This window comes from Arthrobacter arabinosi (assembly GCF_054511115.1).
Window position 1 is genome coordinate 175,123 of sequence record NZ_JBTNDF010000005.1, and the last position, 18,169, is coordinate 193,291.

Here is an 18,169-nt window from a genome sequence, read left to right on the forward strand (position 1 = left end):
TCAGCCGGGGTGGCGGGCCGTGGACGCCCGGATCACGAGTTCGGGGCGCACGTCCGCGGCCGCCCCGTCCGGCCCGGTCATCGGTGCCGCCGGCTCGCCGATCAGCCCGAGCAGCCGGGCGACGCAGCGCCGGCCGAGTTCGGGGAAATCCTGACGCACCGTGGTGAGCGGAGGGCAGTAGTGGGCGGCCTCGGGGACGTCGTCGAAGCCCACCACGCTGAGGTCCTCCGGCACCCGACGCCCCTGCTCGCGGAAGGCGTGCATCAAGCCGAGCGCCATCTGGTCGTTCGAGGAGAAGACCGCCGTGATACCGGGGTCCTCGACCAGGGCGAGCCCGGCGCGGTAGCCGGACTCCGCGGTCCACGTCCCGGAGAGGAGGGGCTCGGGTGCGAGGCCCCACGCCTCCATCTCGCTGCGGTAGCCTCGCACGCGGGCATCCGTCTCGAACCAGCCGTCGGGCCCGGCGATATGGGCGATCCGCCGGTGTCCCAGGTGGAGCAGGTGCCGGGTCGCGAGGACGGCTCCCCCGGACTGGTCGACGGACAGCCGATGGTCGTCGCGGGCCCGGGCGGAGTGCACCGTCACGAACGGCAGGGTGATGGACAGGCGGTCGATCTCCCCGAAGGTCCGTGCCTGCGGTGCCAGGATGACGAGGCCGTCCACGCGGTGGGCCAGCAGCCGGTCCAGGGCCGAGCGGATCGAGCCGCCGTCGACGTCGTCGAGGTGCGCCACGTCCACGGCGTAGCCGGCCTCGCGCGCGGCGCTGTCGACGGCCTGCAGGGTCGCCGCGGGGCCGTACTCGAAGCCCTTGCTGACGAGCACGCCGATCGTGGTGGAGCGGCTGGTCACGAGCGCCCGGGCCGCCCGGTTGGGCCGGAACTTGAGCTCCTCCATCGCGGCCAGGACGCGGTCGCGCGTCCCGGCGCGAAGACTGGGGTGGCCGTTGATCACCCGGGAGACGGTCTGGTGGGAGACGCCGGCCCGCCGGGCGACGTCCCGGATGTTGGGCGCTCGGCCCGGTTCCGGGGGCCGCGCCGCCGCGGGGTGGGAGGGGCCCGCGTCAGTGGGCGTCGACAACGGTCTCGTTGCGCGCGAAGCGCCTGTTCCGCAGGACGGGCAGGAACTCGCGGACATCGTCGACCCTGCGCCGCGTCACCTCGGTGGTGACGACGCCGCGTTCCTCGTCCTCGAGGTGCACCCTCGGGTCTCCCATGGGGTCGATCACGGCGGAGTGTCCGATCGTGTGGCTGCTGGAGGTCCCGGCGGCGGCCATCCATACGGTGTTCTCGATGGCGCGCGCCTTGAGCAGGGTCTCCCAGTGATCGATCTTGTGCTCACCCTTGAACCACGCGGCGGGCACGCAGATGAGGTCGGCGCCGGCGTCGACGAGCGCCCGCGCCTGCTCGGGGAACCGGAGGTCGTAGCAGGTCATGAGCCCCACCCCGAGGCCACCGATCCGGGCCACCGTGATGCCGCCGTCGCCCGGCTTGATGCGCGTGGACTCGGAGTAGCTGAAGGCGTCGTACAGGTGCAGCTTCCGGTACGTGTCCACGATCCGGCCGGTCGCGTCGACGAGGACGAGCGTGTTGAACGGCCGATCCTCGCCGCTGGGCTCGTACCCTCCGGCGACGACGGCGATGGAGTGCTCCGCCGCGATGAAGGACAGCTGCTGGACGAAGGAGCTCCAGGTGGACTCCACGGCCTGCTGGAGGGAGCCCTCGACGAGGCCGACCGAGAACATCGACTCCTCGGGGAACACGATGAGCTCCGACCCCTCGGCCGCGGCCTCGCCCGCGAGGTCCCGCATCACCGCGAGATTCGCCGCGGCGTCCCCGCCCGGCCTGAACTGACCAACGCTGACCAACATGTTCCCGCCCTCACGTGTATGTCATGCCTGTCCGTCCAGCGTACAGACTCCCGTCCAGCACGCCGGAGTAGCCTTCTCCCCATGAGGAATCCGGTGAGGAGACAGCGCGTGGAGCCAGGCCCCGGCCAGGAATCGGTGTGGGACTACCCGAGGCCGCCGCGGGTGGAACGCACGACGGCGAGGATCGAGGTGTGCTTCGGCGGGCGGCTCCTCATCAGCACGGACGACGCCGTCCGGGTCCTCGAGACCAGCCACCCCCCGGTCTACTACCTGCCGATCGTGGAATTCGTACCCGGGGCCCTGGTCCCCGTCGACGGCACCACGCACTGCGAGTTCAAGGGTGCCGCACGCTATTTCGACGTCGTCGCCGGGAGCGCGCGGAGCCCCCGCGGTGCCTGGACCTACCCTGCTCCGGTGCGGGGGTACGAGGACCTGTCCACGCGAGCGGCCCTCTACCCGTCGCGGATGGACGAGTGCACCGTCGACGGCGAGCGGGTCCGGGCCCAGGACGGCGACTTCTACGGGGGATGGATCACCGCGGCGATCGTCGGGCCCTTCAAGGGCGGCGCCGGGACCTGGGGCTGGTAGCGCCGGAGGGGGTGCCCAGCGGACGGTCAGGTCCCTGGGCTATCGTTGCAGGCTGACCACCGCACGCAAGGCAAGGCGAGGCTCAGCATGACCATCAAGGGAACACACCTGGGCCGGCGCCTGCTCGCAGCCGCGTTCGTCGGCTCCATCGCGGTCCTCGGCGGCTGCGGTGCCGCGGGGGACGAACCCGAGGGCACGGCGTCGTCGAGCACGGCGCCCGCCGCGGACGAGTCGGCAGCAGCCCAGCCGGAGCCGGACCTCGAGGGCCTCCCCGACGTCGTCGCGGTCGTCAACGGCACCGAGATCGGGAAGGACGAGTTCACGACGGCCTACGAGGGCCAGTTCCCGCAGGCGGCCGCCCAGGCGCAGGCCGGCGGCCAGGAGGTGGACCAGGACCTGCTGAGGACGACCGTCGCGGACAACCTCGTGAGCACAGAGCTGCTGCGCCAGGAGGCGGACGAGCGCGGCATCGAGGTCACCCCCGAGGCACGCACCGCGGCGATCGACGGACTCCTCGAGACCAGCCGGCTGGGCTCCGAGGACGAGCTGCGCGACGCCTTCTCGAAGCAGGGGCTCGACGACGCCGAGTTCGACTCGCAGCTCGGCGACCAGGTGAAGCTGGACGCCCTGCTCGCGGACGAGGCCGGCGACACGACGCCCACCGACCAGGAGATCCAGGACGCCTACGACGCCGCCACGGCCCAGCAGCAGGCCGGCGGTGCCACCGCGACGCCGCTCCCCCCGCTCGAGGAGGTGCGCGACGAGATCGTGGAGCAGCTCGAGGGCGGCAAGACGTCGGAGGCGGCCCAGGCCCTGATCGCGCAGCTCCGTGAGGGCGCGGACATCACCGTCAACCTGTAGCCCCCGGCACCTCCCCCGCGTACGACGGCGACCCCCTCGCAGGACGAAGGGGGCCGCCGTCGCGTCCGGGGTATCAGGCCCGGCTAGCTGATGAGGTCGTTGACGACGATGGTCTGGTCGCGGTCCGGGCCGACGCCGATGGCCGAGAACCGGGTGCCCGACAGCTTCTCGAGCGCCCGCACGTAGGTCTGCGCGTTGTCGGGCAGGTCCCCGATGGTCCGGGCACCCGTGATGTCCTCGGTCCAGCCGTCGAAGTACTCGAAGATCGGCTTCGCGTGGTGGAACTCGGTCTGCGTCATGGGCATCTCGTCGTGCCGGACCCCGTCGACGTCGTACGCCACGCACACGGGGATGCTCTCGATCCCCGTGAGGACGTCGAGCTTGGTGACGAAGTAGTCGGTGAAGCCGTTGACGCGCGACGCGTGGCGCGCCAGCACGGCGTCGTACCAGCCGCACCGGCGTGGCCGGCCGGTGTTGACGCCGAACTCCCCGCCCGTCTTCTGCAGGTGCAGGCCCATCTCGTCGAACAGCTCCGTGGGGAAGGGGCCCGCACCCACGCGGGTCGTGTACGCCTTGATGATGCCGATCGAGCGGGAGATACGCGTGGGGCCGATCCCCGAACCCACGGACGCGCCACCGGCGGTGGGGTTCGACGACGTCACGAACGGGTAGGTGCCGTGGTCGACGTCCAGGAACGTCGCCTGGCCGCCCTCCATGAGGACCACCTTGCCGGCGTCGAGGGCCTCGTTGAGCACGAACGTGGAGTCGATGACGAGGGGCCGCAGCCGCTCGGCGAAGGACAGGAAGTACGCGACGACCTCCTCGACCTCGACGTCGCGGCGGTTGTAGACCTTGACCAGCAGTTCGTTCTTCTGCTTGAGGGAACCCTCGACCTTCTGCCGCAGGATCGACTCGTCGAAGACGTCCTGCACGCGGATGCCGAGGCGGGCCACCTTGTCCATGTAGGCGGGGCCGATGCCACGGCCCGTGGTGCCGATCGCCCGCTTGCCCAGGAAGCGTTCGGTGACCTTGTCGAGGACCTGGTGGTAGGGGGCCACGAGGTGGGCGTTGGCGGAGACGCGGAGCTTCGAGGTGTCCGCGCCGCGGGCCTCGAGCCCGTCGATCTCCTCGAAGAGCGCCTCGAGGTTGATGACGCAGCCGTTCCCGATGATCGGGACGGCGTTCGGGCTGAGGATACCGGCGGGAAGGAGCTTCAGCTCGTACTTCTCGCCGTTGACGACCACGGTGTGCCCGGCGTTGTTGCCGCCGTTCGGCTTCACGACGTAGTCGACCCGGCCGCCCAGCAGGTCAGTGGCCTTGCCCTTACCTTCGTCGCCCCATTGGGCTCCGACAATGACGATTGCTGGCATGGGATCCTCCCCCATTCGGTACGGGTTCCTCCCGCGCGACCGCGGAAAGTACGCCGTGCATCAGAACGCCCCAACCGGCCACGCACGGGGCGCGGCCACTGGGGCTCTTACCGTCCGAGTTTAGCCGAGGGGCTCCGGACGTGCCCACAAAGCGTGGTCCGGAACGGTTGCGGTTCCGTTGCGGCTGCCGCCGCGGCCCGCAGGCGCCCGGTACGCCACCGGGCGCCCGCGGGCACAATGGGGGCATGGACCGCTTCGAAGGACACATCGCCGGTATCGGCACCGCCTCGGGTACGCGCCTGGTGATCGGCCGGTGGGACACCTCGCCCTTCGGCTCCTTCACCGACGTCATGATGGAGGACGCGGCAGGGCGGCGGACGCTCCTCGCGCCCACGGCGGAGGTCGCCGACTACGTCGGGGCCACGTACGCGTTCGACGACGTCGTGCTCACCCCCGTCACCTCGGCGCTGGCGGGCGGGCGGCTCGTCGTCGACGCGGGCGAGTTGCATGTCCTCGCCGGGCTCGGGGGCGTGACGCTGCTCGGGCGCCTCCTCGGCCTGGTCCCCCGGCGCCTCGCCACGCATCCTCGGTGGCTCGCGCTGATCAACCCGGTGGCCTCGCTGCTGGTGACGGGCGTCGCGACGGCCGGGTCCGCCGGCCAGGGCCGCACCGAGTACTACGGCGTCACCTCCGCCCGGGCCGTCGATGACGTGACGGCGTCATGGCGCGGGGCCGACCTCGGCGCCCTGGCCCCCGTGAGCCCGCCCGTCCGGTTCGGCTTCAGCTCGGCGCCGCCCCGCCCGCAGCTGGTGACGGTCACGACGACGATCCGCCGCCCCGCGGGGTGACCGGTCGCGCGCGGTCCGGCCCCCGGGTGCGGCGTCGTGCGCGGTTCGGCCTCACGCGGTCACGGGCCATGCGGTAGTGCGGCCAGTAGCGGGCCCTCGCGGGCAGCAGGGGCACCACCAGCCGCGTGCACCGCCGGAGGACGGCGAACACCAGGCGTTCACGACGCCGCCACGGCAGCCCGTAGTCCTCCCGCAGACTCGCCGGCAGGATGCCCGCCGCAAGGATGGAGGGCAGCGGCCGGAGCAGCACCGGCACGATCGGCCGCTCCGGCGTGAGGATCTGCCGGGCGATCAGGCGGGCCGTGGGACCAGCGGCGAGCGTGACCCGGACCTGCTCGTCGACGTAGCGTTCGAGGCCGCGGTAGTCCTCGGGCAGGACGGCGTCCGTCACGCCGAAGAAGTGGCCCAGGCGTGTCATGTCCCGGTAGTAGGCCTCGCGTTCCCCCGGCGTCGTCGGCCGCAGGAAGCGGTCCGTCACCTGGAGGGCCGTCCACACGAGCGTCGCGAACACCCACAGCGCGAGTCCGGGGTCGGTGGCGCTGTAGGGCGTGCCGGCGGGCATCGACGCGCTGGGTTCGGGCAGGGTCCCCGTGACCGGGCGGTGCTTCCGCGCCACATGACCGGCCGCCGCGCGGACCTGCTCACGGTCCCCGAACGTGACCATGAGCACGGCGTCGAGCGTTCCGCGCAGCCGCTGCAGCGGATCGGAGGCGAAGCCGCTGTGCGCCCGTACACCCTCGCCGACCAGCGGATGGGCGACCTGCAGCAGGAGGGCGGTCGGGCCGCCCGCCATGACCAGCCGCTCGGAGGCGATGCGCCACGCCGTCGAACCCGGGCCGAAGAGACCGACATCTCCGTCGGTCCCGGGATCGGGCGCAGGAGGGAAGAACCGGGCAAGGCCCCGCATGCTGTCCTGTCCGAAGTGGTTCAGATGGTGTAGTCGGACCCGGAATTCGTCGAGTCGATGTACTCCCGGACCGCGCTCTGAGGCACCCGGTACGAGCGTCCGAACCGGATGCTGTGGATCGTCCCGGCCTGCACCAGGCGGTAGACGGTCATCTTCGAGACCCGCATCATGGCGGCGACCTCCGCCACCGTGTACAGCTCACTGGTACTCACATTTGTAGCCATGTTCACCACTGCTCCCATCCGCCTCACCACGATGTGTGGAGGCTTTAACACTGGTCGCGTTGGTAACAACGGCACAAGCACCCGCGCTACTCGTTTATGGTGACCGCGTCCGAGTAGGGCTACCCTGCACGCCCGCCCGGGAGCACGGACAGGACGGGCCCGCCGTAGCGGGACCCGTCAGGTCCGTGCTCCCGGTCGGGACGGTCAGCCTGCGAGCTGCGCGCTGGCCTCGGGGTCGGATTCCCGGAGGAATGCCGCGATCCGCTCGGCTTCCTCGATCTCGCCGATGGAGGCCGCGGCCCGGCCCAGGGCGAAGAGTGCCCTGAGGAAACCGCGGTTCGGCTCGTGCGAGTACGGGATGGGTCCGGCCCCGCGCCAGCCGCTGCGCCGCAGCGCGTCGAGGCCGCGGTGATAACCGGTGCGCGCGTAGGCGTAGGACTCGATCGTCCGGCCGTCGGCGTATGCCTCGTCCGCGAGGATGGCCCACACGAGCGACGACGTCGGGTGCTGGGCGGCGAGGTCCACCGCCTCGTCGCCGGCGGCGAGGCGCGCGACGACGTCGGGCTCCTCGGGGAGGAGGGTGGGCTCCGGGCCCAGCAGGTTCTTGCGGAACTCGTCCGACACGGCGCTAGAGCTTCTTGCCGGCGGAGCCGAGGGACGCGGCGGCCTCGACGACGCGGGCGGCGAGGCCGGCCTCGGCCGCGGCACCCCACACGCGGGGGTCGTAGGTCTTCTTGTTGCCGACCTCGCCGTCGACCTTCAGGACGCCGTCGTAGTTGCGCAGCATGTGGTCCGCGACCGGACGCGTGAACGCGTACTGGGTGTCCGTGTCGATGTTCATCTTGATGACGCCGTAGGAGACGGCATCCGCGATCTCCTGGTCCGAGGACCCGGAGCCGCCGTGGAAGACGAGGTCGAACGGCTTGTCCTTGCCGAGCTTCTGGCCCACCTTGTCCTGGATCTCCTTGAGGATCTCCGGGCGCAGCTTCACCCCGCCGGGCTTGTACACGCCGTGCACGTTCCCGAAGGTCAGGGCGGTGATGTAGCGGCCGTGCTCCCCGGCGCCCAGGGCGTCGATGGTCGCGAGGGCGTCCTCGACCGTGGTGTACAGCTTGTCGTTGATGGCGTTCTCCACGCCGTCCTCCTCGCCGCCGACGGTGCCGATCTCGACCTCGAGGATGATCTTCGCCGCCGCGGCGCGGGGCAGCAGCTCGCGGGCGATCCTGAGGTTCTCCTCGAGGGTCTCCGCCGAACCGTCCCACATGTGGGAGTTGAAGACGGGGTCGCGGCCGTTCTTCACGGCCTCCTCGGACGCGGCGAGCAGGGGCAGCACGAAGTCGTCGAGCTTGTCCTTCGGGCAGTGGTCGGTGTGGAGGGCGATGTTGACGTCGTAGTTCTTCGCCACCTCCTTCGCGAAGGCCGCGAAGCCGAGCGAACCGGCGACCATGTCCTTCACGCTCGCCCCGGACCAGTACGCCGCACCGCCCGTGGAGACCTGCACGATGCCGTCGGAGCCCGCCTCGGCGAAGCCGCGCATCGCGGCGTTGAGGGTCTGCGAGGAGGTCACGTTCACGGCCGGGAACGCGAAGCCGCCCGCCTTCGCGCGGTCGATCATCTCGGCGTAAACATCAGGGGTTGCAATAGGCATGCTGAGGACTCCTTCGTGGTGGTGAGTGCTTCGCCTCATCCTAGCGAGCGGACCTCCCGTGTGCAGGGGCGCGGCCGGGAGGACGGCGGGATCAGGCGTGCTGGCCGAACACGTGCCGGCGTACCCAGCCGTGCATGGCGATCGCGGCGGCCGCGGACGCGTTGATGGAGCGCGTGGACCCGAACTGGGCGATCGAGAGCGTCGCCTCCGCCGCCTCGTGGACCTCGGGCGTGAGGCCCGGGCCCTCCTGCCCGAACACGAGCACGCACTTCTCCGGGAGGTCGTAGGTCTCCAGGGGCACGGAATCGGGGAAGTTGTCGATCCCGATCACGGCCAGCCCCTCGGACGCCGCCCAGGCGGTGAAGTCCTCGACGGTCGGGTGGTGACGGACGTGCTGGTAGCGGTCGGTGACCATCGCGCCCCGCCGGTTCCACCGGCGTCGGCCGATGATGTGGACCTCCCGGGCGAGGAAGGCGTTCGCCGTCCGCACCACGGACCCGATGTTGAGGTCGTGCTGCCAGTTCTCGATGGCCACGTGGAAGCCGTGCCGGCGCTCGTCGAGGTCCGCCACGATCGCCTCGTGCGTCCAGTACCGGTAGGCGTCGACGACGTTGCGGGTGTCGCCGGAGGCCAGCAGGTCGTGGTCCCAGTGCTCGCCCTCGGGCAGGTCGCCCTGCCACGGGCCCACCCCGACCGTCGGCGCTTCGAAGGCAGGCAGGGCGGGGCCGGAGTTCGGGAGGGATTGTTCCACCGTTCAAGCGTAGACGGCCCCGGAGGTGGGAGACTGTCCACGGACGGTCAACTCCCCTGGAAGGACGCCCATGCGCGAGAACGAACACATCGAGTGCTGGCTCACCGACATGGACGGCGTGCTGGTGCACGAGAACCAGGCCATCCCCGGCGCGGCCGAGCTGATCGAACGGTGGGTGTCCACCTCGAAACGCTTCCTCGTCCTGACGAACAACTCCATCTACACGCCGCGGGACCTGGCGGCGCGCCTGAAGGCGTCAGGCCTCGAAATCCCCGAGGAGAACCTGTGGACGTCGGCGCTGGCCACGGCCCAGTTCCTGCAGGACCAGCTTCCCGGCGGGCGGGCCTACGTCATCGGTGAGGCCGGGCTGACGACGGCGCTGCACGAGGCCGGCTTCGTCCTCACCGACACGAACCCGGACTACGTGGTGCTGGGCGAGACCCGCACCTACTCGTTCGAGGCGATCACCAAGGCCGTCCGCCTCATCCTCGACGGCGCGCGATTCATCGCCACGAACCCGGACGTCACGGGCCCGTCCAAGGAGGGCCCGCTGCCCGCGACGGGCGCCATCGCGGCCATGATCACGGCGGCGACGAGCCGCGACCCGTACATCGTGGGCAAACCGAACCCGATGATGTTCCGCTCGGCGATGAACCGGATCGACGCACACTCCGAGACGACGGCGATGATCGGCGACCGCATGGACACCGACATCATCGCGGGCATGGAAGCGGGACTGCACACGGTTCTGGTGCTCAGCGGCATCACCCAGCCGGAGGACATCAACGCCTATCCGTTCCGGCCGGCACAGATCTGCGGCTCCGTCGCGGAGCTGATCGACCAGGTCTAGCCCCGGATCAGAAGAGACGCTTCGAGCCGCCACCGCGCGGCACGGGGATGTACTCGCGTTGCACGGCCGAGGCGACGCCCTGGTAGATCGCCGGGTTCCACTGCGGGCTGGCGTGCGCGGGCAGGGCGCCCTCCGTCCGGTAGTCGACGGAGGCCACGTTGTCCGGCAGCGCGCGTGCCCAGCCCACGCGCGCCGTCGCGTAGTCGACGACGCCGTCGTTCGGGTTGCCCGCGAAGACCACCTTCGTGTCGCCGAGGGAGAGCCGGAACCGCGAGACGTCGTAGTGGTAGATGTACGAGGACTGGGTCTGGATGAGTTCGCTGCTGGGCGCGAGCGGTGAGAGCTGTTCGAGCGTCTGGTCCACGATCTGGCTCCACGTCCGCTCGTTCTTGTGGACGATCCGCTCGCCGAGCTCGTACGTGCCGCGGAGGCTGATCGGCACGCGCACCCCGGCTTCGTAGAGGCGCACGACGCCGTCGAACATGCGCTTGTCGCGGACGTCATAGCGGCTGGACGGCGAGGAGTCGAGGAGGATGAGCTCCACGGGGATGCCGCGGTCGCGCAGCCGCGCCGCCACCTCCACCGCCACCATGCCGCCGAAGCTGTGGCCGTAGAAGTAGAGCTTCTCGAGCCGGAAGTTGTCCACGTAGCGGTTCATGGTGGCCACGACGTTGTTGATGTCCAGGCCCCGGTTGGAGTAGCCCATCACCGCCATCTGCGCCCGGCGGGACAGGGCCGGGCGCAGCGAATTCAGGATCCAGAGCCCCTCCTCCCAGCTCGTCTTGTAGCCGGGGAAGAGGACCCAGCGGTCGTCGGGGAACCGGGCGCGGGCGTCGTCGTCGTCGAGCGGGAGGATACGCGTCTGGTCCCGCTGGGCCTGGATGATGCGGGTGGTGGCGACGTCGGCGGCCACGACGGCGGCGGCGGCGGAGCCGATCAGGAAGGAACGGCGGGAGGACTCGCGGAAGTCGCGCGCCTGGCGGAGCGCCCTGCCGACCTCATCCTGCACGTGGATCTCCGGTTCGTGCTCCTGTGGGCCGGGTCAGGCGAGACCCAGTTCGTCCTTGCCGAAGGCGAAGAGGTAGGGCACACCTGCCTCGGACTCGATCCGCTCCTTGGACCCGGTGTCGCGGTCGACGATCACGGCGACGGCGCGCACGTCGCCCCCGGCCCGGCGGACACCCTCGACGGCGGTCAGGGCCGAGCCGCCCGTCGTCGAGGTGTCCTCGAGTACGACGACGGGGCGGCCGGAGACGTCCGGCCCCTCCACCTGGCGGGCCATGCCGTGGCTCTTCTGGGTCTTGCGGACCACGAAGGCGTCGATCGGGCGGCCTGCCTGGGCCGCGGCGTGCATCACGGCGGTGCCGACGGGATCGGCACCCATCGTCAGGCCGCCCGCCGCCTCGAACGCGACGCCGGCGTCGTCGAGCAGTTGCAGCATGACGCGCCCCACCAGCGCGGAGGCCTCATGGTGCAGGGTGATACGGCGGAGGTCGATGTAGTAGTCCGCCTCGACGCCGCTGGAGAGCGTGACGCGCTCGTGGACCACGGCGAGTTCCCTGATGAGCTCCAGCAGGCGGGAGCGATCGGTGGTCTGCGTGGTCTCGGCGGTCATGCGGCCAGTCTATCGAGGGACGGACCCGCCCACGCGCCACGGCCGCTTCCTGGGTGGACCCGCCCCATGGATGCCGCTGCCGCCCTGCGTCGTACGGGGTCGATCGCCAGGACGGGCCGGCTGCTGCGACAGGGCGTGACGTGCCGGGAGATCGGGGCGCTGATCCGGTCAGGGGCCGTCGTCCAGCCGCAGCGGGGAGTCGTCGACGCGGCCGTGATGGCCGAGACGCAGGTGCAGCTCGACGGCGCCGGCCGTGTGGACCTCCTCCTGGAGGGCTTCCTCGTGGAGGTCGACGGCGATGCCCACCATTCCGACCGGGCGGCCCGCCGACGGGACCGTAGCCGCAACACCACGACCCTCGCCGGCGGCTACCTGGTGCTCCGATGCGGCTGCGAGGCCGGTCAGCCTCCCACCGGCGTGCTGGCGGCGTCGATCGCCTCCGGGGACAGGACATGGGAGATGGCCAGGACGGCCGCGCCCGCCACCCCCGCGCTCTGGCCGGACACGGACGGGGCGATTCGCAGGTGCTCGGTGGCCAGCGGCAGCGACCGCGTGTACACGACCTCGCGGATACCGGCGAGCAGGTGTTCACCGGCCTGGGCGAGCGACCCTCCGATCACCACGACCGACGGGTTGATGAGGTTCACGCACATCGCCACCACGTCACCGATGTCGCGGCCCGCCTGCCGGATGGCCTGGAGTGCGGTGGGGTCACCGGACCGCACCAGGTCGATCACGTCCTGGCTGCCCAGGAGGTCCTTCCGCGCCGATCCGCTGAGCGCGGCCGCGAGCGCCGGCCCGCTCGCCACGGCCTCGAGGCAGCCGGTGTTCCCGCAGCGGCACGGCGTCTCTCCGCCGGCGGCGACCCGGACGTGCCCGAGGTCTCCGGCCGTGCCCTGCGCTCCACGCTGCAGCACCCCGCCGGAGATGATACCGGCCCCGATGCCGGTCGCCACCTTGATGAACATGAGGTCGCCCACGTCGGGCCAGTTGGTGCTCTGTTCACCCAGCGCCATGATGTTGACGTCGTTGTCCACGAGGACGGGGACGTCGAAGCTCGCCCGGACCAGCCCGGGCACGTCGAAGCGGTCCCAGCCCGGCATGATCGGCGGGTTGATGGGGCGCCCGGTGTCGTGCTCCACCGGGCCCGGAAGCCCGATGCCGATGGCGGCGAGGTCCACCGCAGCGCGGCCGGCCGAACGCAGGAGCCTGCCGACGGCTGCGACGAGCCAGCCGAGGACGGCGTCGGGCCCGTCCGCGATGCTGATGTCCTGCCGCTCCCGCGCGAGCTCCTCGCCGGCCAGGTCCGCCAGGATGACGACGGCGTGGGTGGCGCCGAGGTCCGCGCCGATCACCACGCGCGCCGACGGGTTGAGCGCGAACAGGGACGGCGGCCTGCCTCCCGTGGAGGCCGCGCCGCCCGTGGGCGCCACGAGGCCGAGTCCCATGAGGGTGTCCACCCGGGCGGCGACGGTGGAGCGGGCGAGACCGGTGATCTGGGCGAGTTCCGCCCGCGTCCGCGGCCTTCCGTCGCGGAGGACCTGGAAGACCTCACTGGCGCCCGACGGCGGGAGGGGCGTCCGCGGACGCGGACCGCCGTGGCTCGTGAGTGCCGGTGCCGGCTGGGAGGAGGACACCTTTCCAGTAAAGCACGAGCGGCTTTTGCCTGCCTCTCGACAGAAGTGGGTGAGCCATGTCACAGTAGGCGCGTGGACGACGACGGCGTCAGCAGCATCAGCAGCAGGGAAGGGGCACCGATCCTGCACGTCACCGGGCTCTCGAAGAGCTTCTTCGGGGTGCCGGTCCTGCAGGATGCGTCCCTGACGCTCTTCCCCGGGGAGGTCCACGGACTCGTCGGTGAGAACGGGGCAGGCAAGTCCACGTTGATGAAGCTCCTCGCAGGCGTGCACGTGCGCGACGCCGGGACCGTGGAGATCGACGGGCAGCCGGTCAGCTTCACCCATCCGCTGCAGGCACGCCGCGCGGGGCTCTCCACCGTCTTCCAGGAGTTCAACCTGCTGCCCGAGCGCACCGTGGCGCAGAACATCCACCTGGGGCGGGAGCCGAGGAAAGGGCTCCTCGTGGACCGTCGGGCCATGGCCAGGGACACCGCGGAACTGCTCGGACAGCTCGGCATCAGCACCATCCGGCCCACCGATGTCATCAGCTCGCTCCCGGTGGCGCAGCAGCAGATCGTGGAGATCGCCAAGGCCGTCAGCTACGACGCCAGGATCATCGCCATGGACGAACCGACGGCCGCGCTCGCCGGCCCCGAGGTGGACCTGCTCTACGGGATCATCGACCGGCTCCGGAAGCGCGGGACGGCGATCCTCTACGTCTCCCACCGCCTGAAGGAGGTCTTCGACCTCTGCGACACCATCACCGTGCTCAAGGACGGCCGCGTGGTGACGTCGTCGCCCGCCGCGGACCTGGACGACGCCTCACTCGTGCGGGCCATGGTCGGCAGGCCCATCTCCGCGTTCTTCCCCGATCCGCTGCCGGGCACCACCGTCGGCGAGCCCCTGCTGGAGGTCCACGACGCCGGCAACGACCAGCTCGACGACGTCCACCTCACCCTGCGAGCCGGCGAGATCGTCGGGGTCGCCGGACTCCAGGGGTCGGGGCGCTCCGAGCTCGTCCACGCGATCTTCGGGGCGGCGCCCTTCACCCGCGGCGCCGTCTCACTCGGGGGACTCGATCACCGGCCGGCCTCACCCCGGGAGGCCATCCGGCACCGCGTCGCCCTCATCACCGAGGACCGCAAGGTCGAGGGCCTCAGCCTGAACCAGTCCATCATCGACAACGCGCTGAGCGTCGTGCGGTCCGTGTACCCGCGCCGCACGGGGGCGGCACGCCGCGAAGCGCCCGGCGTCTTCTCGTCCCTGGAGGTGATCGCGCGGGACCTCGACCAGGAGGTGCAGTACCTCTCGGGCGGGAACCAGCAGAAGGTGGTCCTCGCCAAGTGGCTCGCGATCGATCCGCGGGTCGTGCTGCTCGACGAGCCGACCCGCGGCATCGACGTCGGCGCGAAGGTCGCCGTCTACACCCTGATGCGCCGCCTGGCGCGGGAAGGCAAGGCGATCCTCATGGTCTCGAGCGAGCTGCCCGAGGTACTCGGCATGTCGGACCGGGTGATCGTGATGCGGGACGGGCGCGTGGCCGGGGAGCTGCCGGCGGGCGCCTCCGAGGAGCAGGTCCTCCACCTGGCGACCGGGGCTCGGGGGGTCCACTCGTGACCCGCCTGACCTCGACGCACATCGTCTACCTCGTGGCCCTGCTGACGGTCGTCGCCGGCACCGTCCTCGTGGGCTCGACGGGCCGCAATTTCTTCAGCCCCGGCAACATCTCCGACATCCTCACGGGGACCAGCATCCTCGGCTTCATCGCCATCGGGCAGACCCTCGTGATCCTCGTCGGGAGCCTGGACCTCTCCGTCCCGTACGTCATCAGCCTCTCGAGCCTGATCGGGGCCGGGATCATGGCGAATCAGCCGGGGAACATCCTTCCCGCGGTGCTCGCCGCGCTGCTCGCCTCCGGGCTCATCGGCCTGGCCAACGGTGCGGTGGTGGCCGGGCTGAAGGTCCACGGCTTCATCGCCACCCTCGGCATGGGCCTGATCATCAGCGGTTACCTCGGCTCCAACTACCAGGGCAGTTCGGGCCAGGCACCGCTCGCCTTCCGCCTCGTCGGCGCCACGGGCATCGGGCCGGTCCCGGTCTCGACCCTCATCATGCTCGCGTGCGCCGCCGTCGTCCTCCTCATGCTGAACACCACGCGCCTCGGGCACGCGATGTACGCCGTCGGCGGCGACTCCTCCGTCGCGCGGATGTCCGGGATCAGGACCGCGACGCCAGTGGTCGCCGCCCATGTGATCTGCTCCCTGCTGGCCGGGCTGGCGGGCCTGCTGCTGGCCGCCCGGCTCGGCGTGGGCAGCCCCACCATCGGCTCCCAGGGCGGGTACGACCTGCTCTCGATCGCCGCCGTCGTGCTCGGCGGCACCCTCCTCGCCGGAGGCAAGGGATCCCTCGTGGGGACCCTCGGCGGCGTCCTGATCTTCGCCATGCTGGACAACATCATGAGCGTGCTGCAGGTCAATCCCTTCCTCAAGGACGTGGTCCGGGGCATCGTGATCGTGGTGGCGGTCGCCGTCTACGCGCGGCGGACGGTCGTGCACCGCCAGGCCCGATTCGGACGCGGGGGCGTCCTGCACAGCGAGCCCCCTCCCCCGGGTGCGGCGTCACGGCGGGACGACGGGCCGGCCGACGGCGCGGGCCGCGGGGCACGGAACGGGGTGTCCGCATGAGCGTGGCCACCGGGCGCGCCGTCCTCGAACAGGACCGGTCACCGCGGGGAGAACGCCTGCTCCGGGCGCTCCGCTCCCCGAGCGGGGCGATCTTCGTCCTCGTCGCCGTCCTCCTGGTCGCCGTCCTCGCGGCGAATCCCTCCTTCGGCGAGCCGGGATCCCTGATCCGGTTCATCGGCCGGACGGCTCCCGTCGCCATCGCGGCCATCGGCCAGTACTTCGTCATCGTGTCCGGGGAGTTCGACCTGTCGATGGGGTCGGTCGTCACCGCGCAGGTCATCATCGCAGGCAACCTCGTCGGTCAGGACGAGTCCCGCACCCTGCCGGTCCTGGCCCTCATGATCGTGTTCGGCGCCCTCGTGGGACTCGTCAACGGCCTGGTGACCACCCTGCTGAAGGTCCCGAGCTTCATCGCGACCCTCGGGATGATGCTCGCCCTGCTCGGCCTCGTCCTGTACTGGACGGGCGGCGCGGCCACGGGCAATCCCGCCGACAGCTTCCGCCAGATCGGCCGCGGCGGCATCCGGGACGTCCCCGTCCTCGAGGTGATCCCCTATCCCGTCCTCATCCTCGTGATTATCGCGGCGGGCGCCTTCTGGCTCATGCGCAGGCCCTACGGGCGCACCCTGATCGCCGTCGGCGACAACGCACGGGCCGCAGCCCTGACGGGCGCGCCGGTCTGGTGGATCCGTACCCGCGCCTTCATGCTGTCCTCGCTCGCAGCGACCGTGGCCGGCGTGATCCTGGTCGGTTACGCCGGAGTGCACCCCTCGGTGGGCCAGGGCTACGAATTCACCGCCATCACGGCCGTCGTCCTCGGCGGGGTGGTCCTCGGGGGCGGCCGCGGCTGGGTGCTGTCCGCCGCCGCCGGGGCTCTTGCCCTCGAGCTGCTCTTCACCCTCCTGAACTTCCTCGGCGTCCAGTCCACGTGGCGCGACAGCGTGCAGGGCGTGATCATCATCGTCGCCGTCGCCGCGGCCGCCCGGAACTGGCAGCGCAAGCGGCGCGGCTCCACTGCGCGGGCCCATGACCAGCACCGTCCGATAGCAGCACCACAGCCCGCACCGGGCACCACTGAGGGAGGAACATGATGCGTGGAAGCATCCTGGGCAAGGTCACGGTGATCGCAGCGACGACGCTGCTCGCCCTGACGGCCTGCACCACCGATTCATCCATCGAGGACCCGCCGGCCTCCGAAGGCGCCGCGGCCGGCGAGTCCGCGGCAGCCGAGCAGCCCACCGAGGACAGCACGGAGTGGTTCGACCAGGCCGTGTACGACACGCAGGACGAGCAGCGCTCGGCCACCTTCGAGGGGGACCCCGCACAGCCGTACCTGCAGTACATCGACGGCGAGATGACGGACACCTCGGCGTTCGCCGCGGAGGGGCCCCGGAAGGCGTGTTTCTCGAACGCGTCGATCTCGAACCCGTGGCGCCAGACGGGCTGGATCACCATGAACCAGCAGCTGAAGGTGCTCCAGGAGTCCGGCGTCATCTCCGAGATGGAGACGCGCGACGCGCAGGACGACGACAACACGCAGATCGCCGACATCGACTACTTCATCTCCGACGGCGACTGCGACGCCTTCATCATCTCGCCCAACTCGACAGCGGCGATGACACCCGCCGTCGAGCGGGCCTGTGAGACGGGGAAGCCGGTCATCGTGTTCGACCGCGGCGTGCAGACCGACTGCGCCCTGACCTTCATCCATCCCATCGGCGGTTTCGCGTGGGGCATCGACACGGCGAACTTCCTCGGCGAGCGGCTCGGGGAGGGTGACAAGGTGGTCGCCCTCCGGATCCTCCCCGGCGTCGACGTCCTCGAGCAGCGCTGGGCCGCCGCCGAGCGCATCTTCGAGGAGAACGGCATCGAAGCGGTCGACTACTTCACCGGGGCGGACCCCGTGGAGATCAAGTCGATCATCGCCGACGAACTGGCCAAGGGCGACGTCCAGGGTGTCTGGATGGACGCGGGCGACGGCGCCGTCGCCGCCATCGAGGCCTTCGAGGACGCCGGAGCCGACCTGCCCGTCATGACGGGCGAGGACGAGATGAGCTTCCTGCGCAAATGGGACGAGACCGGCATCGACGCCCTCGCACCCGTCTACTCGAACTTCCAGTGGCGGACCCCGCTCCTGGCGCTCGAGAAGATCTTCAAGGGCGAGGAGATCCCGGCGGAGTGGGTGCTCCCCCAGTCGCCCATCACCGAGGACGAGCGCGCAGAGTTCCTGACGGCCAACGAGGGCATGCCGGATGGCCACTACGCCAAGTTCGGCGGGGAGGACCTGCCCGGGTATCCGGAGGTCTGGCAGGAACGCCAGATCCCCTGACCGGACGC

General features: G+C 70.8%; 20 protein-coding genes. 8 read left to right on the forward strand and 12 right to left on the reverse strand.

What is annotated here, in order from left to right; all coding sequences use genetic code 11:
* Both ACX80P_RS13785 and ACX80P_RS13790 read right to left on the reverse strand, forming a co-directional pair.
* Positions 1-1,077, reverse strand: coding sequence for a LacI family DNA-binding transcriptional regulator (locus tag ACX80P_RS13785; RefSeq protein ID WP_459278674.1), 1,077 nt, complete (start codon positions 1,075-1,077; stop codon positions 1-3).
* Positions 1,061-1,867, reverse strand: a complete 807-nt coding sequence (locus ACX80P_RS13790) for a carbon-nitrogen hydrolase family protein (protein ID WP_459278675.1) — start codon at positions 1,865-1,867, stop codon at positions 1,061-1,063. The genes ACX80P_RS13785 and ACX80P_RS13790 overlap by 17 nt, the downstream gene beginning before the upstream one ends.
* A gap of 81 nt (positions 1,868-1,948) precedes the next feature.
* Between ACX80P_RS13790 and ACX80P_RS13795 the strand changes: the two genes are divergently transcribed.
* Positions 1,949-2,455: a DUF427 domain-containing protein gene (locus ACX80P_RS13795; RefSeq protein ID WP_459278676.1), complete on the forward strand. Its 507-nt coding sequence runs from the start codon at positions 1,949-1,951 to the stop codon at positions 2,453-2,455.
* Between the two features lie 87 nt (positions 2,456-2,542).
* Positions 2,543-3,316 (forward strand): SurA N-terminal domain-containing protein, encoded by a 774-nt coding sequence (locus tag ACX80P_RS13800; protein ID WP_459278677.1) that lies wholly within the window; start codon positions 2,543-2,545, stop codon positions 3,314-3,316.
* Between the two features lie 83 nt (positions 3,317-3,399).
* On the opposite strand, the gene ACX80P_RS13805 is transcribed toward ACX80P_RS13800, so the two are convergent.
* Complete coding sequence (locus ACX80P_RS13805; protein WP_459278678.1) at positions 3,400-4,686, reverse strand: adenylosuccinate synthase; 1,287 nt, start codon at positions 4,684-4,686, stop codon at positions 3,400-3,402.
* A gap of 245 nt (positions 4,687-4,931) precedes the next feature.
* Here ACX80P_RS13805 and ACX80P_RS13810 point away from each other — a divergent pair, with 245 nt between their 5' ends.
* Positions 4,932-5,534 (forward strand): hypothetical protein, encoded by a 603-nt coding sequence (locus tag ACX80P_RS13810; protein ID WP_459278679.1) that lies wholly within the window; start codon positions 4,932-4,934, stop codon positions 5,532-5,534.
* On the opposite strand, the gene ACX80P_RS13815 is transcribed toward ACX80P_RS13810, so the two are convergent.
* The 5 genes from ACX80P_RS13815 to ACX80P_RS13835 form a co-directional block, all read right to left on the reverse strand.
* Positions 5,503-6,441 carry an oxygenase MpaB family protein gene (locus ACX80P_RS13815; RefSeq protein WP_459278680.1) on the reverse strand — a complete coding sequence of 313 codons (939 nt, stop codon included), beginning with the start codon at positions 6,439-6,441 and terminating at the stop codon, positions 5,503-5,505. The genes ACX80P_RS13810 and ACX80P_RS13815 overlap by 32 nt on opposite strands.
* Positions 6,442-6,461: 20 nt before the next feature.
* Positions 6,462-6,665: a helix-turn-helix domain-containing protein gene (locus ACX80P_RS13820; protein ID WP_459278681.1), complete on the reverse strand. Its 204-nt coding sequence runs from the start codon at positions 6,663-6,665 to the stop codon at positions 6,462-6,464.
* Between the two features lie 204 nt (positions 6,666-6,869).
* Complete coding sequence (locus tag ACX80P_RS13825; RefSeq protein WP_459278682.1) at positions 6,870-7,289, reverse strand: DUF3151 domain-containing protein; 420 nt, start codon at positions 7,287-7,289, stop codon at positions 6,870-6,872.
* Between the two features lie 4 nt (positions 7,290-7,293).
* Positions 7,294-8,313, reverse strand: coding sequence for a class II fructose-bisphosphate aldolase (fbaA, locus tag ACX80P_RS13830; RefSeq protein ID WP_459278683.1), 1,020 nt, complete (start codon positions 8,311-8,313; stop codon positions 7,294-7,296).
* 91 nt (positions 8,314-8,404) lie between these two features.
* Complete coding sequence (locus tag ACX80P_RS13835) at positions 8,405-9,064, reverse strand: TrmH family RNA methyltransferase (RefSeq protein ID WP_459278684.1); 660 nt, start codon at positions 9,062-9,064, stop codon at positions 8,405-8,407.
* A gap of 70 nt (positions 9,065-9,134) precedes the next feature.
* Between ACX80P_RS13835 and ACX80P_RS13840 the strand changes: the two genes are divergently transcribed.
* Positions 9,135-9,914, forward strand: a complete 780-nt coding sequence (locus ACX80P_RS13840; RefSeq protein ID WP_459278685.1) for an HAD-IIA family hydrolase — start codon at positions 9,135-9,137, stop codon at positions 9,912-9,914.
* Between the two features lie 7 nt (positions 9,915-9,921).
* On the opposite strand, the gene ACX80P_RS13845 is transcribed toward ACX80P_RS13840, so the two are convergent.
* The 4 genes from ACX80P_RS13845 to ACX80P_RS13860 all read right to left on the reverse strand — a co-directional run bounded on the left by ACX80P_RS13845 (position 9,922) and on the right by ACX80P_RS13860 (position 13,166).
* Positions 9,922-10,923 carry a thioesterase domain-containing protein gene (locus ACX80P_RS13845; protein WP_459278686.1) on the reverse strand — a complete coding sequence of 334 codons (1,002 nt, stop codon included), beginning with the start codon at positions 10,921-10,923 and terminating at the stop codon, positions 9,922-9,924.
* A 33-nt stretch (positions 10,924-10,956) separates the two neighbouring features.
* Positions 10,957-11,529, reverse strand: a complete 573-nt coding sequence (gene pyrE / locus ACX80P_RS13850; RefSeq protein WP_459278687.1) for an orotate phosphoribosyltransferase — start codon at positions 11,527-11,529, stop codon at positions 10,957-10,959.
* 168 nt (positions 11,530-11,697) lie between these two features.
* Positions 11,698-11,838 carry a hypothetical protein gene (locus ACX80P_RS13855; protein WP_459278688.1) on the reverse strand — a complete coding sequence of 47 codons (141 nt, stop codon included), beginning with the start codon at positions 11,836-11,838 and terminating at the stop codon, positions 11,698-11,700.
* 92 nt (positions 11,839-11,930) lie between these two features.
* Positions 11,931-13,166, reverse strand: a complete 1,236-nt coding sequence (locus ACX80P_RS13860) for an ROK family transcriptional regulator (protein WP_459278689.1) — start codon at positions 13,164-13,166, stop codon at positions 11,931-11,933.
* Between the two features lie 72 nt (positions 13,167-13,238).
* Between ACX80P_RS13860 and ACX80P_RS13865 the strand changes: the two genes are divergently transcribed.
* From ACX80P_RS13865 to ACX80P_RS13880, 4 genes are read left to right on the forward strand one after another with little or no spacing between them, the layout of a single operon-like run.
* Positions 13,239-14,765 (forward strand): sugar ABC transporter ATP-binding protein, encoded by a 1,527-nt coding sequence (locus ACX80P_RS13865; RefSeq protein WP_459278690.1) that lies wholly within the window; start codon positions 13,239-13,241, stop codon positions 14,763-14,765.
* A complete protein-coding gene (locus ACX80P_RS13870) occupies positions 14,762-15,832 on the forward strand; it encodes an ABC transporter permease (protein ID WP_459278691.1) in 1,071 nt (356 codons plus the stop codon). The genes ACX80P_RS13865 and ACX80P_RS13870 overlap by 4 nt, the downstream gene beginning before the upstream one ends.
* Positions 15,829-16,923: an ABC transporter permease gene (locus tag ACX80P_RS13875; protein WP_459278692.1), complete on the forward strand. Its 1,095-nt coding sequence runs from the start codon at positions 15,829-15,831 to the stop codon at positions 16,921-16,923. The genes ACX80P_RS13870 and ACX80P_RS13875 overlap by 4 nt, the downstream gene beginning before the upstream one ends.
* Positions 16,923-18,161 carry a substrate-binding domain-containing protein gene (locus ACX80P_RS13880; protein WP_459278746.1) on the forward strand — a complete coding sequence of 413 codons (1,239 nt, stop codon included), beginning with the start codon at positions 16,923-16,925 and terminating at the stop codon, positions 18,159-18,161. The genes ACX80P_RS13875 and ACX80P_RS13880 overlap by 1 nt, the downstream gene beginning before the upstream one ends.
* The last annotated feature ends 8 nt before the right edge of the window (positions 18,162-18,169 follow it).